The sequence below is a fragment of the Pseudonocardia petroleophila genome, from assembly GCF_014235185.1.
GTDB classification, from domain to species: Bacteria; Actinomycetota; Actinomycetes; order Mycobacteriales; family Pseudonocardiaceae; genus Pseudonocardia; species Pseudonocardia petroleophila.
Genome location: NZ_CP060131.1, coordinates 1997742 through 2012230 on the forward strand (window position 1 = coordinate 1997742; position 14489 = coordinate 2012230).

General features: G+C 75.0%; 17 protein-coding genes. 8 read left to right on the forward strand and 9 right to left on the reverse strand.

Annotated elements, in window-relative coordinates; all coding sequences use genetic code 11:
* Positions 1-23 precede the first annotated feature (23 nt).
* On the forward strand, positions 24-788 hold the full coding sequence (locus tag H6H00_RS10075; protein WP_185721027.1) for an alpha/beta fold hydrolase: 765 nt from the start codon (positions 24-26) through the stop codon (positions 786-788).
* On the opposite strand, the gene H6H00_RS10080 is transcribed toward H6H00_RS10075, so the two are convergent.
* The 3 genes from H6H00_RS10080 to H6H00_RS10090 are packed head-to-tail and all read right to left on the reverse strand — an operon-like array spanning position 778 to position 2643.
* On the reverse strand, positions 778-1233 hold the full coding sequence (locus H6H00_RS10080; protein ID WP_185721028.1) for a 2'-5' RNA ligase family protein: 456 nt from the start codon (positions 1231-1233) through the stop codon (positions 778-780). The genes H6H00_RS10075 and H6H00_RS10080 overlap by 11 nt on opposite strands.
* Positions 1234-1240: 7 nt before the next feature.
* The gene (locus H6H00_RS10085) at positions 1241-2122 is read right to left on the reverse strand and encodes an HhH-GPD family protein (RefSeq protein ID WP_304633103.1); all 882 of its coding nucleotides are present in this window, start codon (positions 2120-2122) and stop codon (positions 1241-1243) included.
* A gap of 32 nt (positions 2123-2154) precedes the next feature.
* Positions 2155-2643, reverse strand: a complete 489-nt coding sequence (locus tag H6H00_RS10090; protein ID WP_185721029.1) for a beta-class carbonic anhydrase — start codon at positions 2641-2643, stop codon at positions 2155-2157.
* A gap of 318 nt (positions 2644-2961) precedes the next feature.
* Here H6H00_RS10090 and H6H00_RS10095 point away from each other — a divergent pair, with 318 nt between their 5' ends.
* Positions 2962-3744 carry a hypothetical protein gene (locus H6H00_RS10095; RefSeq protein ID WP_185721030.1) on the forward strand — a complete coding sequence of 261 codons (783 nt, stop codon included), beginning with the start codon at positions 2962-2964 and terminating at the stop codon, positions 3742-3744.
* 18 nt (positions 3745-3762) lie between these two features.
* On the opposite strand, the gene radA is transcribed toward H6H00_RS10095, so the two are convergent.
* Both radA and H6H00_RS10105 read right to left on the reverse strand, forming a co-directional pair.
* Complete coding sequence (radA, locus tag H6H00_RS10100; RefSeq protein WP_185721031.1) at positions 3763-5124, reverse strand: DNA repair protein RadA; 1362 nt, start codon at positions 5122-5124, stop codon at positions 3763-3765.
* A 4-nt stretch (positions 5125-5128) separates the two neighbouring features.
* On the reverse strand, positions 5129-5788 hold the full coding sequence (locus H6H00_RS10105; RefSeq protein WP_185721032.1) for a copper chaperone PCu(A)C domain-containing protein: 660 nt from the start codon (positions 5786-5788) through the stop codon (positions 5129-5131).
* A 226-nt stretch (positions 5789-6014) separates the two neighbouring features.
* On the opposite strand from H6H00_RS10105, the gene H6H00_RS10110 reads away from it, so the two are divergent.
* Genes H6H00_RS10110 through ispF form a run of 3 tightly spaced genes read left to right on the forward strand, consistent with a single transcriptional unit; the run spans position 6015 to position 7638 of the window.
* A complete protein-coding gene (locus H6H00_RS10110) occupies positions 6015-6506 on the forward strand; it encodes a CarD family transcriptional regulator (RefSeq protein WP_073457680.1) in 492 nt (163 codons plus the stop codon).
* 11 nt (positions 6507-6517) lie between these two features.
* The gene (locus tag H6H00_RS10115; RefSeq protein WP_185721033.1) at positions 6518-7177 is read left to right on the forward strand and encodes an IspD/TarI family cytidylyltransferase; all 660 of its coding nucleotides are present in this window, start codon (positions 6518-6520) and stop codon (positions 7175-7177) included.
* Positions 7174-7638: a 2-C-methyl-D-erythritol 2,4-cyclodiphosphate synthase gene (ispF, locus tag H6H00_RS10120; RefSeq protein ID WP_185721034.1), complete on the forward strand. Its 465-nt coding sequence runs from the start codon at positions 7174-7176 to the stop codon at positions 7636-7638. The genes H6H00_RS10115 and ispF overlap by 4 nt, the downstream gene beginning before the upstream one ends.
* A 78-nt stretch (positions 7639-7716) precedes the next feature.
* On the opposite strand, the gene H6H00_RS10125 is transcribed toward ispF, so the two are convergent.
* Positions 7717-8088, reverse strand: coding sequence for a VOC family protein (locus H6H00_RS10125; protein WP_185721035.1), 372 nt, complete (start codon positions 8086-8088; stop codon positions 7717-7719).
* A gap of 95 nt (positions 8089-8183) precedes the next feature.
* On the opposite strand from H6H00_RS10125, the gene cysS reads away from it, so the two are divergent.
* Both cysS and rlmB read left to right on the forward strand, forming a co-directional pair.
* Entirely contained in the window at positions 8184-9575 is a 1392-nt protein-coding gene (cysS, locus tag H6H00_RS10130; RefSeq protein ID WP_185721036.1) for a cysteine--tRNA ligase, read from the forward strand.
* 25 nt (positions 9576-9600) lie between these two features.
* Entirely contained in the window at positions 9601-10587 is a 987-nt protein-coding gene (gene rlmB / locus H6H00_RS10135; RefSeq protein ID WP_185721037.1) for a 23S rRNA (guanosine(2251)-2'-O)-methyltransferase RlmB, read from the forward strand.
* Between the two features lie 35 nt (positions 10588-10622).
* On the opposite strand, the gene H6H00_RS10140 is transcribed toward rlmB, so the two are convergent.
* The 3 genes from H6H00_RS10140 to H6H00_RS10150 are packed head-to-tail and all read right to left on the reverse strand — an operon-like array spanning position 10623 to position 13257.
* Positions 10623-11465 (reverse strand): metal ABC transporter permease, encoded by an 843-nt coding sequence (locus H6H00_RS10140; RefSeq protein WP_185721038.1) that lies wholly within the window; start codon positions 11463-11465, stop codon positions 10623-10625.
* On the reverse strand, positions 11465-12295 hold the full coding sequence (locus H6H00_RS10145) for a metal ABC transporter ATP-binding protein (protein ID WP_185721039.1): 831 nt from the start codon (positions 12293-12295) through the stop codon (positions 11465-11467). The genes H6H00_RS10140 and H6H00_RS10145 overlap by 1 nt, the downstream gene beginning before the upstream one ends.
* On the reverse strand, positions 12295-13257 hold the full coding sequence (locus H6H00_RS10150) for a metal ABC transporter solute-binding protein, Zn/Mn family (RefSeq protein WP_185721040.1): 963 nt from the start codon (positions 13255-13257) through the stop codon (positions 12295-12297). Before H6H00_RS10150 ends, H6H00_RS10145 begins: the two co-directional genes overlap by 1 nt.
* Positions 13258-13370: 113 nt before the next feature.
* On the opposite strand from H6H00_RS10150, the gene H6H00_RS10155 reads away from it, so the two are divergent.
* A complete protein-coding gene (locus H6H00_RS10155) occupies positions 13371-14474 on the forward strand; it encodes a LacI family DNA-binding transcriptional regulator (protein ID WP_185721041.1) in 1104 nt (367 codons plus the stop codon).
* Positions 14475-14489 lie beyond the last annotated feature (15 nt).

Below are 14489 nucleotides of genomic sequence, written 5' to 3' on the forward strand. Positions count from 1 at the left end.
CGCAGATGCGGGAGGGTGGGGGCATGTCCCGGCGCGACGAGGTGGACCTCGCGGTCCGCGACTTCGGCGGCGACGGCCCGCCGATCCTGCTGCTGCACGGGCTGATGGGCTGCGCGGCCACCTGGGAGCCGGTCGCGCGGTGGCTCACCGCGCACGGCCGGGTGCTCGGCCTCGACGCACGCGGGCACGGGCGCTCCGGGGCGGCCGGGCCGTGGACGGTCGAGCGGATGGCGGCCGACGCCGCGGGCGTGCTGGACGGGCCGGCGACGGTGATCGGGCACTCGATGGGCGGGCTGCACGGGATCGCGCTCGCCGCCGCCCGGCCCGACCTGGTGCGCGCGCTCGTCGTCGAGGACATGGGGGTCGACTTCGTCGGGCGCGACGCCGCCGCCGCGCGCGCCTGGTTCGCGGCCGTGCCGCAGCCGTTCCCCTCGCTCGACGCGGTGCGCGAGACCTTCGGGTGGCCGCGACCGGAGTTCGGCGACTACATGGCGCGGTGCGTGCGGGAGGAGCCCGACGGCCTGTACCTGAGCACCGAGGCCGGTCACGCCGCCGACATCGCCGGGGAGTGGGCGCGCACCGCCTTCTGGCCGCTGCTCGACGCGGTGCGCTGCCCGGTGCTGCTGATCGAGGCCGCGGAGTCCGTCGCGCCGCCCGGGCAGATGGCCGAGATGGCCCGGCGCCTGCCCGACGCCCGGCACGTGCGGATCCCGGGGACCGGCCACCTGGTGCACGCGGCGGCGCCGGGGGCCTACCGCGCCGCGGTGGAGGGGTTCCTCACCCGCTGACCTCCAGCCCCACGACGCGCGCCCACACCGGTGTCACCGGGTGCAGCGCGGCGAACGCCTCGGCGGGCCGCTCGGTCGCGAGCACGCAGTGCGGGAACCACGCGCCGGGCAGGTGGGCCGCGACCGGCCCCTTCACCCGGCCCGCGAGGGCGTCGTGCACCGCGGCGTGCACGGCCAGCAGCTCCGCGTCGACGACGGCGGCGAGCACCAGCTGGTCCGGTCGCCCCGCGACCGTGCCGAGGGTGGCCAGCCAGATCGACGGGAGCGCCAGCAGCCGCAGCTCGGCGTCCAGCGCCGCGCGGGCGGCGGCCGGAACGACCGCCGCCGCGGCGACGGTGACGGCGGGCTCGTCGGCCGCGGCGAGGTCGCGGGGCAGCCGGCCGCGCAGGGCGTGCAGCGCGGCGACGGCGTCGGGGTCGAGGCGGAAGCGGACGGTGGGGGCCACGGCCGGGTCAGGCCGGGAGCGCGAAGCGGCCGTCGTCGTGCTGCTCGGCCAGGCCGTCGACGAGGAGCGAGTGCAGGCAGCGGTCGCGCTGCGGCGCGTCGGGCCACACCGCGTCCAGCGCGTCGCGCGGCACCGGGTCCGCCGCGCCGCGCAGCACGTCGAGCAGCCGGCCGCGGACCTGGCGGTCGGTGCCCGCGAACCCCTGCACGGGCTTGCGCGGACCGTCGTAGGCCGGGCGGCCGTTGGCCTGCCAGGCGCACGCGGCGTGCACCGGGCAGGTCCCGCAGCGGGGCGCGCGCGCCGTGCAGACCACCGCGCCGAGCTCCATGAGCGCCGCGGAGACCTCAGCGGCGGTGGCGTCGTCGGCGGGCAGGAGGGCGTCGACGTCGGCGAGGTCGGGCTTCGTGCGGGCCGGTCCCGCGTCACCGGCCCCGTGCACCGCCCGCGCGACGACGCGCCGCACGTTGGTGTCGACGACGGGCGCCCGCCGCCCGTACCCGAACGCCACGACGGCCCGTGCGGTGTAGGAACCGATGCCCGGCAGCGCCTCCAGCGCGTCCACATCGGACGGGACGGTGTCGGCGTGCGCCGCGGCGATGGTGGCGGCGGCCTCGTGCAGGCGCAGCGCGCGGCGCGGGTAGCCGAGCTTGCCCCAGGCGCGCAGCACGTCGGCGCGGGAGGCGGCGGCGAAGGCCGACGGGGTGGGCCAGCGCTCCATCCACTCGGTCCAGATCGGCTCGACCCGGGCGACCGGCGTCTGCTGCAGCATGAACTCGCTGACGAGCACGCCCCACGGGGTCGTCCCGGGGCGGCGCCACGGCAGGTCACGGGCCTCGGCGCGGAACCAGCCGAGGACGAGGTCGGCCAGGGAGGAGTCGGGCAGTGGCACGGGAGGATCGTGCCACTGCCCGGGGCGTCGGGTCAGACGACCTCGTCGAGCTTGCCGGTGGCGACGTCGAACACGAAGCCGCGCACCTGGTCGGTGTGCGGGATGTACGGGCTGGCCTTGATCCGGTTGATCGACTGCCGGACGTCGGTGTCGAGGTCGGTGAACGACTCCGCGGCCCACTGGGGCTTCAGGCCGGTCTCGTCCTGGATGCCCTTCTTGAACTCGTCGTCGGTGAAGGTGAGCATCCCGCAGTCCGTGTGGTGGATGAGGATGATCTCCTTGGTGCCGAGCAGGCGCTGGGAGATGGCCAGCGAGCGGATCTCGTCGTCGGTGACGACGCCGCCGGCGTTGCGGATGACGTGCGCCTCGCCCTCCTGGAGCCCGAGGATCCCGTAGACGTTGAGCCGGGCGTCCATGCAGGCGAGGACGGCGACGTGCTTGGCCGGGGGCAGGGGGAGGGGACCCTGGAAGGACTCCGCGTACGCGGCGTTGTTGGCGAGCAGTTCGTCCGTGACGGACATGGGGTTCTCCGTGTTCGGTGAGCGGGATGTCGCGGGCGAGCGCCCACGACACGTGGGCACAGCAGGCCGCGCGGCGACCGGGCGGAGGGGAGGGTGCGGGTCGCGCTACGCGGCCGGGCGACAGAACTCGTCGAACTGCACGACGCGACGGCTCGGCCAGAAGGCCTCGAGCAGCATGCGCATCACGGCATGAGTCAACCGCGACACGCACCCGCGGAGCAAGCCGGTCCGCCGGTCGGGTGGTTACGGTTCCCCTCCGACGCGCCGACGCCGCGGTGGTGCGCAACTCGTGGTAACTGTTCGGATACGCTCCGTGACATGTGGGAGCCGGTCGGTCCGCTTCCCGCCTCGGTCTACTGGAGGCGGCGGTTCGTGGCGATCCTGTCGACGGTCGCCGCGCTGGTCGCGGTGGCGTGGACGACCGCCGCGCTGCTGACCCCGCCCGCGACGACCCCCACCACCCAGCCCGGACGGGCTGCCATGACCGCTCCCCAGCAGGCCGACCCGTCCCCGGTGCCCGCGTCGACACCGGGGACGGGTCCGTCGCCGACCGCGGGGGAGGCCTCGGCGAGCGCCGCGGGGTCGGCCACGGAGTCGGCCACGTCGGAGGCCTCGGCCACGACGTCGGAGGTCGTACTCCCCGACGACACGCCCCGCGCGGCCGTCCCGGTGCCGCCGTCGGTGCCCGTCCCGCCCTCGGGGCCGGTGCCGTGCACCAACGACATGATCTCGGTCGGCGCCGAGATCGACCAGCCCGAGCACCGCGTCGGCGAGCGCCCGACGCTGCGCCTGGTCGTGGTCAACATCAGCGAGCAGCCGTGCGTGCGCGACCTCGACGGAGCCCGCCAGGAGATCGTCGTGTGGAGCGGTGACGGGGTGGACCGGCTGTGGTCGAGCAACGACTGCGTCAACCCGGCGACGGTGGACCTGCGCACCCTGGTGCCCGGCCAGCCGGTCGCGTTCGCGGTGCGCTGGGCGGGCCGCACGTCGACGCCGGGGTGCGCGGAGACCCGCACCGAGGTGCCGGCGGGCGCCTACCGCGTCCTGACCCGCGTCGACGACGTGATCAGCGAGCCCGCGCCGTTCCTGCGCAACCCCTGAGCGTCCCCGCCGCCGGGCTCAGCGCAGCGTGCGCACGACCGAGTCGATGTCGCGCACCTCGGTGATCCGCATCCCCGGCGGGGTGGTGCCGGGGTCGGGCGGCACGAGCGCGTGGGTGAAGCCCAGCCGGGCGGCCTCGGCCAGGCGCCGGTCCAGCCCGGTGACCCGCCGCACCTCGCCCGCCAGCCCCAGCTCGCCGAGCACGACGAGATCGGACGGCAGTGCGACGTCGGTGCGGGCCGAGGCGATCGCCAGCGCCATCGCGAGGTCGGCCGCGGGTTCGACGATCCGCATCCCGCCGACGGTCGCCGCGTAGACCTCGGCGTCGTGCAGCCTCACGTTCGCGCGCTTCTGCAGGACGGCGAGCAGCATCGCCACGCGCGAGTTGTCCAGCCCGCTGACGGCCCGGCGCGGGCTGGGGATGTCCTTGCCCGTCACGAGGGCCTGCAGCTCCGCGGGCAGCGGCCGGCGCCCGTCCATGACGACGGTGACCGCGGTGCCCGGCACCGGCGGGCCGCCGAAGCGGGCCAGGAACAGCCCCGACGGGTCGGGGAGGCCGACGATCCCGGTGTCGCGCAGCTCGAAGCAGCCCACCTCGTCGGCGGGACCGAAGCGGTTCTTCACCCCGCGCACCATGCGCAGCGTCGAGTGCTTGTCGCCCTCGAAGGACAGCACGACGTCGACCAGGTGCTCCAGCACGCGCGGACCAGCGATGTTGCCGTCCTTCGTGACATGTCCCACGAGGACGACCGGCAGCCCGCGGTCCTTCGCGAGCCCGGTGAGCGCCACGGTGACCGCGCGGGTCTGCGTGACGCCGCCCGGCGAGCCGTCCACGTCCGCCGTCGACATCGTCTGGATCGAGTCGACGACCAGCAGGTCGGGGCGCAGTTCGTCGATGTGGGCGACGATCGCGCCCAGGTCGGACTCGGCGGCCAGGTACAGCTCGTCGTGGACGGCCCCGGTGCGCTCGGCCCGCAGCCGGACCTGCCCCGCCGACTCCTCGCCCGTGACGTACAACACGCGCCCGGTCGCTCGCGCGGCCACCTCGAGCAGCAGTGTGGACTTCCCCACGCCGGGTTCACCGGCCAGCAGCACGACGGCGCCGGGGACGATGCCGCCGCCGAGGACCCGGTCCAGTTCGGACACCCCGGTGGACCGGGCGCGCGCGACGTCGAGGCCGACGTCGCCGATGCGGCGGGCGGGCGAGCTCGGGGCGCCCGCGGCGACCACCCGGGAGCGGGCGGGGGCGGCCGCGGCCGCGGTGATCTCCAGCGTGCCCCAGGCCTGGCAGGACGGGCAGCGCCCGACCCACTGCGCGGCCTGGTGTCCGCAGTCCGAGCAGCGGTAGGTGCTGCGGGGGGCGCGGGTGCGTCCCGTCATGCGGTCACTCGGCCGGCTCGTCCTCGCGCGGCTCCTCGGTGCTGCCGACGGGGGCCTGGATGCGGACCTCGCCCGCGCGCTCGAAGACCAGGACGACGTCGTAGGATACGCCCGCGCGGATGTCGTCGAGCAGTCCGGTGAGGACGATCTGCGTGCCCTCCGTGGCGGCCGGCTCGCCGGTGGGCTCGGCGGACGGGGTGGCCGACGGGGTGGCCGTGGGGGTCGACGGTGCGCCCGACGTGGGGATACCGGTGGTCGGCGTCAGCACCTCGGGGGCGCCGCCCTCGACCACGATCGACCGGCCGGCCGGGATCTCGGTCGTGCCGGCGATCTCGACCGAGCTCGCCCACGGGCTGCTGGCGGAGACCAGGCGGTCGGCCTCGGTGCCCTCGTTGACGATCGTCATGCTCAGCGGGGCGTCGCCGCCGCGGGCGTGCACGGCGCCGCCCTGGACGGGCTGCTCGGCGAACGCGATGACGGCGTCGCGCACGGCGATCGGCCCGACCGTCGTGTTGTTGCCGGCCACCGCGGCCTGCTGCTGGGCGGTTCCGGCGACCTGGCCCGCGCCGCAGCCGGTGAGGGCCAGTGCTGCGACCAGCACGCCTGCGAACAGGCCGGACCTCGGTGACGGGGTGGCGGGGCGGGTGCGCGCAGTGCGGCTCACGGTTGCTTCGTCCTCTCCGTGCCGGCGGGGGATTCGTCGCGCCACGGGCGCACCGGCGACCAGGGCTTCCAGCCTAGTCAGGCGATCACGGGGCCGCCGACGCGGCCGTGCCCACCACGTTTGCCTCTCCTTGTCAATCCCCTGACCTGCGACGACGGTGCGCCCCGACCGGCGGGGGTCGGTGCGGCCGTGTTAACCTGGGGTCAGCGAAAGGGGCTATGGACACATGGTTTTCAAGGTCGGAGAGACCGTTGTCTACCCGCACCACGGTGCCGCTCTCATCGAGGCCATCGAAACCCGGACCATCAAGGGCGAGGAGCGCAAGTACCTCGTCCTGAAGGTGGCCCAGGGTGATCTCACGGTGCGTGTTCCCGCCGAGAACGCCGAGGTCGTCGGCGTTCGTGACGTGGTGGGCCAAGAGGGTCTCGACAAGGTGTTCGAGGTGCTCCGTGCACCGCACACCGAGGAGCCCACGAACTGGTCGCGCCGGTACAAGGCCAACCTCGAGAAGCTGGCTTCCGGTGACGTGAACAAGGTGGCCGAGGTCGTCCGCGACCTGTGGCGCCGCGAGAAGGACCGTGGCCTGTCCGCGGGCGAGAAGCGCATGCTGGCCAAGGCCCGGCAGATCCTCGTCAGCGAGCTGGCCCTGGCCGAGGGCACCGACGAGGAGCGCGCCGAGGTCCTCCTCGACGAGGTCCTCGCCACCGCCAACGCCTGATCCCGCACCGCGTGCTCGTCCACGCGGTCGTGGTCGTCGCGCCGTCCCCGGACGCCGGCACCCTGCTCGGAGGTGCACCCCTCGTGGTGCGCTCCGTGCGGGCGATGCTGGCCGTTCCGGGGATCCGGCGCGTCGAGGTGCTGGTGCCGCCGTCGCGCGTGTCCGGAGTGGACGACGCGTGCGCCGGGCTGCCCGTCACCGTGCACGGCTCGGTCGCTGCTCTCTGCGCGGGCGGTCACGGGGCACACGGCGGTCAACGATCGGGTGGCACCGTTGGTGACGGTCCGATGACGGACGGTTCCTGCGTCCTCGTCCACGACGCCGCGCGGCCCCTCGTCCCGGTGGCGACGGCACGGTCCGTCGTGGACGCCGTGCGCGCGGGGCACCGGGTCGTGGTGCCCGTGCTGCCGCTGGTCGACACGGTCAAGGAGGTCGACGGCGACGGGCTGCTGCGCGCCACCCCGGACCGCTCCGGACTGCGCGTCGTGCAGACGCCCCAGGGCTTCCACGGGTCCCTGCTGCGCGCCGTCCTCGACGTCGCGCAGCACGATCCGGTGCGGGCCTGGACCGGGGCGGGTGAGACCGTGCACACCGTGCCCGGACACCCGCTTGCCTTCGCCGTCCACGACGACTGGGACCGCGCGCTCGCGGAGCGGGCGGTCCGGCCGTGAGGGTCGGGATCGGCACCGACGTGCACCCGGTGGAGGCGGGCCGCCCCTGCTGGGTCGCCGGCCTGCTCTGGCCCGGCGTCGACGGGTGCGCGGGCCACTCCGACGGCGACGTCGCCGCCCACGCCCTGTGCGACGCCCTGCTCTCCGCCGCCGGCCTCGGCGACCTCGGCGCGGTGTTCGGGACCGGCCGCCCCGAGTGGTCCGGTGCGAGCGGGGTGACACTGCTCACCGAGGTGCGCCGCCTCGTCGAGGCCGACGGGTGGGTCGTCGGCAACGCGGCGGTGCAGGTGATCGGCAACACCCCGAAGATCGGGACCCGCCGGGCCGAGGCCCAGCGAGTGCTCTCCGACGCCGTCGGCGGACCGGTCGCGGTCTCCGGCACGACGACCGACGGTCTGGGCCTCACCGGTCGTGGCGAGGGCATCGCGGCGGTGGCGACGGCCCTGCTCCTGCACCCCTGACCGCGAGTTTGCCGATCGCGCACGGTGTCTTGTCCTACTGGCCGGCAAAGACACCGATCGTCTGCGGCAAACTCGCGGTCAGAGCGGGCGGGCGAGCATCCAGAGGTGCCCGAACGGGTCGGCCAGGCGGCCGCCGCGCTCCCCGTACTCGTGGTCGGTCACCGGGAACACCACGGTCGCGCCGTGGGCGACCATCCGGTCGGCCACCGCGTCCGGGTCGTCGACGTAGAGGGCGACGATCACCGGCACGGCGCCCGGGGTCGGGGCGGGGTCGTACCCGTCGGCGTCCTTCACCGCGAACCGCACGCCGTCGACGGCGACCATCGCGTGCTGGACCTTCCCGTCGGGTCCGGCGAAGCGCTCGGTCACCTCCCCGCCGAACGCTGCGGAGTAGAAGGCCAGGGCGTCGTCGGCGCCGTTCACGACGAGGCGGGGGTAGAGATCGGTCATGGCGCCAGGGTGACGCACCGCGCGCCCCCCGTCGTGGACAAAGCGGATGTCCCCTGCTAGGAGGCGGGTCGGGGGCGGTCCGTAGTCTGGACGACGTGACCCTGCGCCTGTTCGACACCGCCACACGAGAGCAGCGGGACTTCGTCCCCGTGCGTCCCGGGGCTGCGTCGATCTACGTCTGCGGGGCCACCGTGCAGGGCCTGCCGCACATCGGGCACGTCCGCAGCGGGCTCAACTACGACGTCCTGCGGCGCTGGCTCGCCCACTCCGGGCTCGACGTCACGCTCGTCCGCAACGTCACCGACATCGACGACAAGATCCTCACCAAGGCCGCCGACCACGGTCGCCCCTGGTGGGAGTGGGCCGCCACGCACGAGCGCGCCTTCCAGGCCGCCTACGACGCGCTGGGCTGCCTGCCCGCGTCGATCGAGCCGCGGGCCACGGGGCACGTGCCGCAGATGATCGAGCTGATGCAGCGCCTGATCGACGCCGGGCACGCCTACTCCGCGGGCGGCGACGTCTACTTCGCGGTGCGCTCCTTCCCGGAGTACGGGGCGCTGTCCGGTCAGCGCGTCGACGAGGTGGAGCAGGGCGAGGTGGAGTGCGGCGACAAGCGCGACGCCGTCGACTTCGCCTTGTGGAAGTCGGCCAAGCCGGGCGAGCCGAGCTGGCCGACCCCGTGGGGCGCCGGCCGTCCGGGCTGGCACCTCGAGTGCTCGGCGATGGCCACGGCGTACCTGGGCGCGGAGTTCGACATCCACGGCGGCGGGCTCGACCTGGTGTTCCCGCACCACGAGAACGAGCTCGCGCAGAGCCACGCGGCGGGCGACCCGTTCGCCCGCTACTGGCTGCACAACGCCTGGGTCACCATGGGCGGCGAGAAGATGTCGAAGTCGCTGGGCAACACGCTGGGCATCGAGGTGCTGCTGCGCAAGGTCCGCGGCGTCGAGCTGCGCTACTACCTCGTCGGGCCGCACTACCGGTCCTCGATCGAGTTCTCCGACACGGCGCTGCAGGAGGCCGTGGCGGCGTACCGGCGGATCGAGTCGTTCGTGCACCGGGTGCGCGAGCGCGTCGGGCTGCCCGACATCGGCGCGCCGTCGGCCGCCTTCGGCGCGGCCCTGGACGACGACCTCGGCACGCCCGGCGCGCTCGCGGCGGTCCACAACGCCGTGCGCGAGGGCAACACCGCGCTCGACGCGGGCGACCGCGCGGGTGCCACGGCCGCCGCGGAGTCGGTGCGCGCGATGACCGCCGTGCTCGGCCTCGACCCGCTCGACCCCCGCTGGCTCGCCGGTTCCGGAGCCGACGACGCCACCGCGTCGGCGCTCACCGCGCTGGTCGAGGGGCTGCTCGCGCAGCGCACGAAGGCGCGGGCCGACCGCGACTTCGCCACCGCCGACGAGGTGCGCGCCCGCCTCACCGCCGCCGGGGTGTCCGTCGAGGACGGCCCCGACGGCCCCACCTGGACGCTCAAAGATGCTTGATCCTGTTGTGAGAGAAGAGAAGTAGATGGCCGGCAATTCCCAGCGTCGCGGTGCGATGCGCAAGGACGGCACCAAGAAGGGGATGGTGGTCGGCTCCGGCGGGCAGCGGCGCAAGCAGCTGCAGGGCAAGGGCCCGACCCCGCCCAAGGAGGAGCGCCCCCACCACCCCGCGGCGCGCCGGGCGAAGCTCGCCGAGCGCTCCGCGGCCAACCGCGGCCGCTCCGGCACCACCGCCAACCGCCGTCGCGCGGGGGACGGGGAGACCCCGGAGACCGTGCTCGGCCGCAATCCCGTCGTCGAGTGCCTGCGTGCGGGGGTCCCGGCCACGGCCCTGCAGGTCGTCATCGGCGGCACCACCGACGAACGCGTCCGCGAGGCGCTGCACCTGGCCGCCGACCTGGGCATCTCGATCCTCGAGGTGGCCAAGGGCGACATGGACAAGATGGCGGGCGGCGCGCTGCACCAGGGCCTGGCCCTGCAGGTGCCGCCGTACGCCTACGCCCACCCCGACGAGCTGCTGGAGATCGCGGCCGAGAGCGGCGAGCCCGGTCTGGTCGTCGCGCTCGACGGGGTCACCGACCCGCGCAACCTCGGCGCCGTCGTGCGGTCGGTGGGCGCGTTCGGGGGCAACGGCGTGGTCGTGCCGCAGCGCCGGGCCGCCGGGATGACCGCGGTCGCCTGGCGCACCTCGGCGGGCACCGCGGCACGGGTGCCGGTGGCCCGGGCCACCAACCTCACGCGGACGCTGCAGGAGTACGCGAGCGCCGGGCTGATGGTCGCGGGCCTCGCCGCCGACGGCGACGTCACCCTCGACGAGTTCGAGCTCGCCACCGACCCGGTCGTCGTCGTGATCGGGTCGGAGGGCAAGGGGCTGAGCCGGCTGGTCAAGCAGACCTGCGACCTCACGGTGTCGATCCCGATGGCCGGCCCGGTCGAGAGCCTCAACGCCTCGGTCGCCGCCGGTGTGGTGCTGGCCGAGATCGCGCGCCAGCGCCGGTCCCGCCTGCGCTGAACCCGTCCGGCGCTGAACCCGGCCTGCGCCGGGCCTCAGGCGACGGTGGCCCGCCCGCGCAGGCGGGCCACCACCCGGCACCCGACGTAGAGCAGGAACGAGATCGCGGCCACGTAGCCCGACACCGGCAGCCCGGGGGCCAGCGACAGGACGGCGCCGCCCACCAGCGCGACCTCCGCGAACACCACCGCGATGACGGTGGCGGCCAGCGGGCTCGCGGTGACCCGCGCGGCCGCCGCCCCGGGCGCGATCATCACCGACAGCACGAGGATCGCGCCGACGATCGGCACCGCGAGCGCCGTGACGAGCCCGACGAGCACCGCGAACACCAGCGACAGCGCCCGCACCGGCACCCCGCGGGCGACCGCGACGTCGGCGTCGGTGCTGGCGAACAGCAGCGGCCGGTACAGCACCGCGAGCACCGCGACCACGACGACGGCGACGACCGCGAGCACGATCAGGTCGGCCGAGTTGACCGACACGATCGAGCCCGTGAGCAGCCCGAACTTGTTCGACGCCCGCCCGCTGTAGAGCGAGAGCATCAGCACGCCGAGCCCGAGCCCGAACGCCAGCACCACCCCGATGACGGAGTCGCGCTCGCGCTGCCGCAGCCCCAGTATCCCGAACACCAGCCCGGCGACGACGGCCCCCACGACGGCCCCGATCCCGACCCCGACGCCGATCAGCAGGGCGGCCGCGCCGCCGGTGAAGGCCAGCTCCGCGGTGCCGTGCACGGCGAACGCCATCCCGCGGGAGACGATCAGCGGGGCGAGGGCGCCCGCGACGATCCCGAGCACCGCGCACGCGATGAGCGCGTTCTGCACGAAGTCGAAGGTCAGCAGCTGCCCGATGCCCTCGAAGGTGAAGATCCGGTCCATCAGTGGTGCGCCCCGCTCGACCCGTCGGCCCCGCGTCCGTCGGCGCCGACCACGACGAGCCGGTCGCGCACCCGCAGGACGTCGACGTCGGTGCCGTAGAGCTCGGAGAGCACCTCGGAGGTCATGACCTCCTCGGGCGGCCCGATCCGGAACCTCCCGTCGACCAGGTAGAGCACGCGGTCGACGAGCGGCAGCACCGGGTTGATCTCGTGGGTGACGAACAGGACCGCGGTGTCGTGGTCGCGGCGCCGGGCGTCGATGAGGTCGGTGACCGTGCGCTGGTGGGCGAGGTCCAGGGAGAGCAGCGGCTCGTCGCACAGCAGGACGTCGGGGTCGCCGACGAGCGCCTGGGCGACGCGCAGGCGCTGCTGCTCACCGCCGGACAGGCGCCCGACCGGGGAGTCGGCGTACGCCGTGCCCCCGACGGAGGCGAGCGCCGCGTCGACCCGGGCCCGGCGCTCGCGGCGCCCGCGCAGGCCGAGGCCGAGCCGGTGGCCGTCGAGCCCGAGCCCGACCAGGTCGCGCCCGCGCAGCGGCAGGTCGGGGTCGAGCGCCTTCTGCTGCGGCACGTACCCGATGGTCGGGTTGCCCCGGCGGGGCGCGGAGCCCGCGATGCGCACCTCGCCACCGGAGAGCGGCAGCAGGCCCAGCAGGACCCGCATCAGCGTGGTCTTGCCCGAGCCGTTCGGGCCGAGCACGGCGAGGAACTCCCCGCGCGCGACGTCGAGGTCGAGACCGTCCCAGAGCGTGCGCTCGCCGAAGCGGACGCTCGCGCCCCGCAGGGCCACGGCGGGGGCGACGACGGGCACGCGCTCCAGTGTGACGACCATCAGACGGGGTTGAGCGCGGCGGTCAGTGCCTCGACCTGGTCGGTCATCCAGCCGATGTAGTCGGTGCCCTCGGGCAGGGTCTCGGTGACCTCGACGACCGGCACGCCCACCGCCTCCGCGGCCTGCCGCACCTGGTCGGTGGTGGGGGTCTCGGTCTGGGCGTTGAGGATCAGGGCGCGCAGCGGGTCCGGCGTGGCCGGGTCGAACAGGGCGAGCGTGGCGGCGACGACGGCCGCGGGCGGGTCGGTGTCCTCCTCGACGGCCTCGGAGAACTCCGGCGGGGTGGCGTCGATCAGGCCGGAGGTCTCGATGAGGTAGCCGGGGACCGGCTCGGTGACGGCGACGCGGCCGCCCGGCACCGAGGCGCCCGCGGCCTGCGCCCGCTCGATCAGCCCCGCGACCGCCGCGTCGAAGGACTGCGCGTTCGCGGTGTAGGTGGCGGCGTTCGCGGGGTCGGCGGCCCCGAGCTCCTGCGCCAGCCGGTCGGCGAGGGTCTGCATCGTGGGCAGGCTGTACCAGAAGTGCTCGTTGAACTCGCCGTGGTCGTGCCCGTCGTCCGCCGAGTGCTCCTCGCCCGCCTCCTCGGCGGGGACCAGCCCGGAGAGCTCCGCGACGTCGATGACGGTCCGCTCGCCACCCGCGGACTCCAGCAGCTGCGGCATGAACTCGTCGTACCCGCCGCCGTTGTAGACGACGACGTCGCCGCCCGCGACGGTGGCGGCGTCGGTGGGGGTGCTCTCGTAGGAGTGCGGGTCGGCGGCGGGGTCGCTGATCAGCGACGTGATCGTGACCGCATCGCCCCCGACGGCCCGCGCGATGCTGCCGTAGACGTTCGTCGACGCGACGACGGTGAGCGTCCCGTCCTCGGCGGCGGCGGGGGCGGGTGCCCCGCCCGAGCCGCAGGCCGTCAGCGTGAGGGCGGCGAGGGCGGTGGCCGCCCCGGCCAGTGGACGCAGTCGCATGCGACGAACTCCCGTGCAGTAGCGATAACCGTTGTCGATTCACTCTAGCGTGTGGTGCGGGTGCGGGGCCGCCGGGCTTTCGAGCCCGCGTCTGAACCGTTACGGTTGCCCTGATGCGCGGATCCCGTGACGTACGGCGCCCGGCGACGCTCGCGTCCCTGGCCGCCGAGCTCGGCGTGTCCCGCACCACCGTCTCCAACGCCTACAACCGCCCCGACCAGCTCTCCGCCCCGCTGCGGGCGCGGGTCCTGGAGGCGGCCCGGCGGCTGGGCTACCCCGGGCCCGACCCCGTCGCCCGGTCCCTGCGGACCCGCCGCGCGGGCGCGGTGGGGCTGCTGCTGACCGAGGCGCTGTCCTACGCGTTCCGCGACCCCGCCGCCACCGGCTTCCTGGAGGGGCTGGCGCTGGCCTGCGAGCGGGCGGGGTCCGGGCTGCTGCTGGTGCCGGTGAGCCCCGAGCTGGCCGACGTCACCGCGGTGCACCAGGCGGGCGTCGACGGGTTCGTCGTCTACTCGGTGCGCGAGGACGACCCCCACTTCAAGGCCGTGCTCGAGCGCCCGGTGCCCACGGTGGTGTGCGACCAGCCGCTGAACGTCGAGGGCGTCGACCGCGTCGGGATCGACGACCGCGCCGCGATGCTCGACCTCGCCCGCCACCTCACCGGGCTGGGCCACCGGCGCATCGGGGTGCTCTGCATGCGCCTGGGCACCGGCCGCTACGACGGCCCGGCCGACGTCGACCGGCAGAACGGCGCGACCTACCCCGTGCAGCGCAACCGGCTCGGCGGCCTGCGCGACGGCTTCGCCGAGGCGGGGATCGACTGGGCGGGCGTCCCCGTGCACGAGCGGTTCGCCCACAGCGTCGACGCGGGGCAGTCGGCGGCGGCGGAGCTGCTCGCCGCCCACCCGGAGATCACCGCGATCGCCTGCACGTCCGACATCCTCGCCCTCGGCGCGCTGCGCCACGCCGCCGAGCGCGGGCTGCGGGTGCCCGAGGACCTGACGGTCACCGGCTTCGACGGCGTCCCCGAGGGACTGCGGGCCGGGCTCACGACGGTGCGCCAGCCCGTGCTGGAGAAGGGGCGGGCGGCCGGCGAGCTGCTGCTCGACCGCGGCGACCGCAACCGACCCCGCACCGTCCTGCTGCCCACCGAGCTGATCGTCGGCACCACGGGGGCGGCGCCGCGCGCGCAGGAGCGCTGGTTCCCGGGCTGGTGATCCGGGCCGATCGGG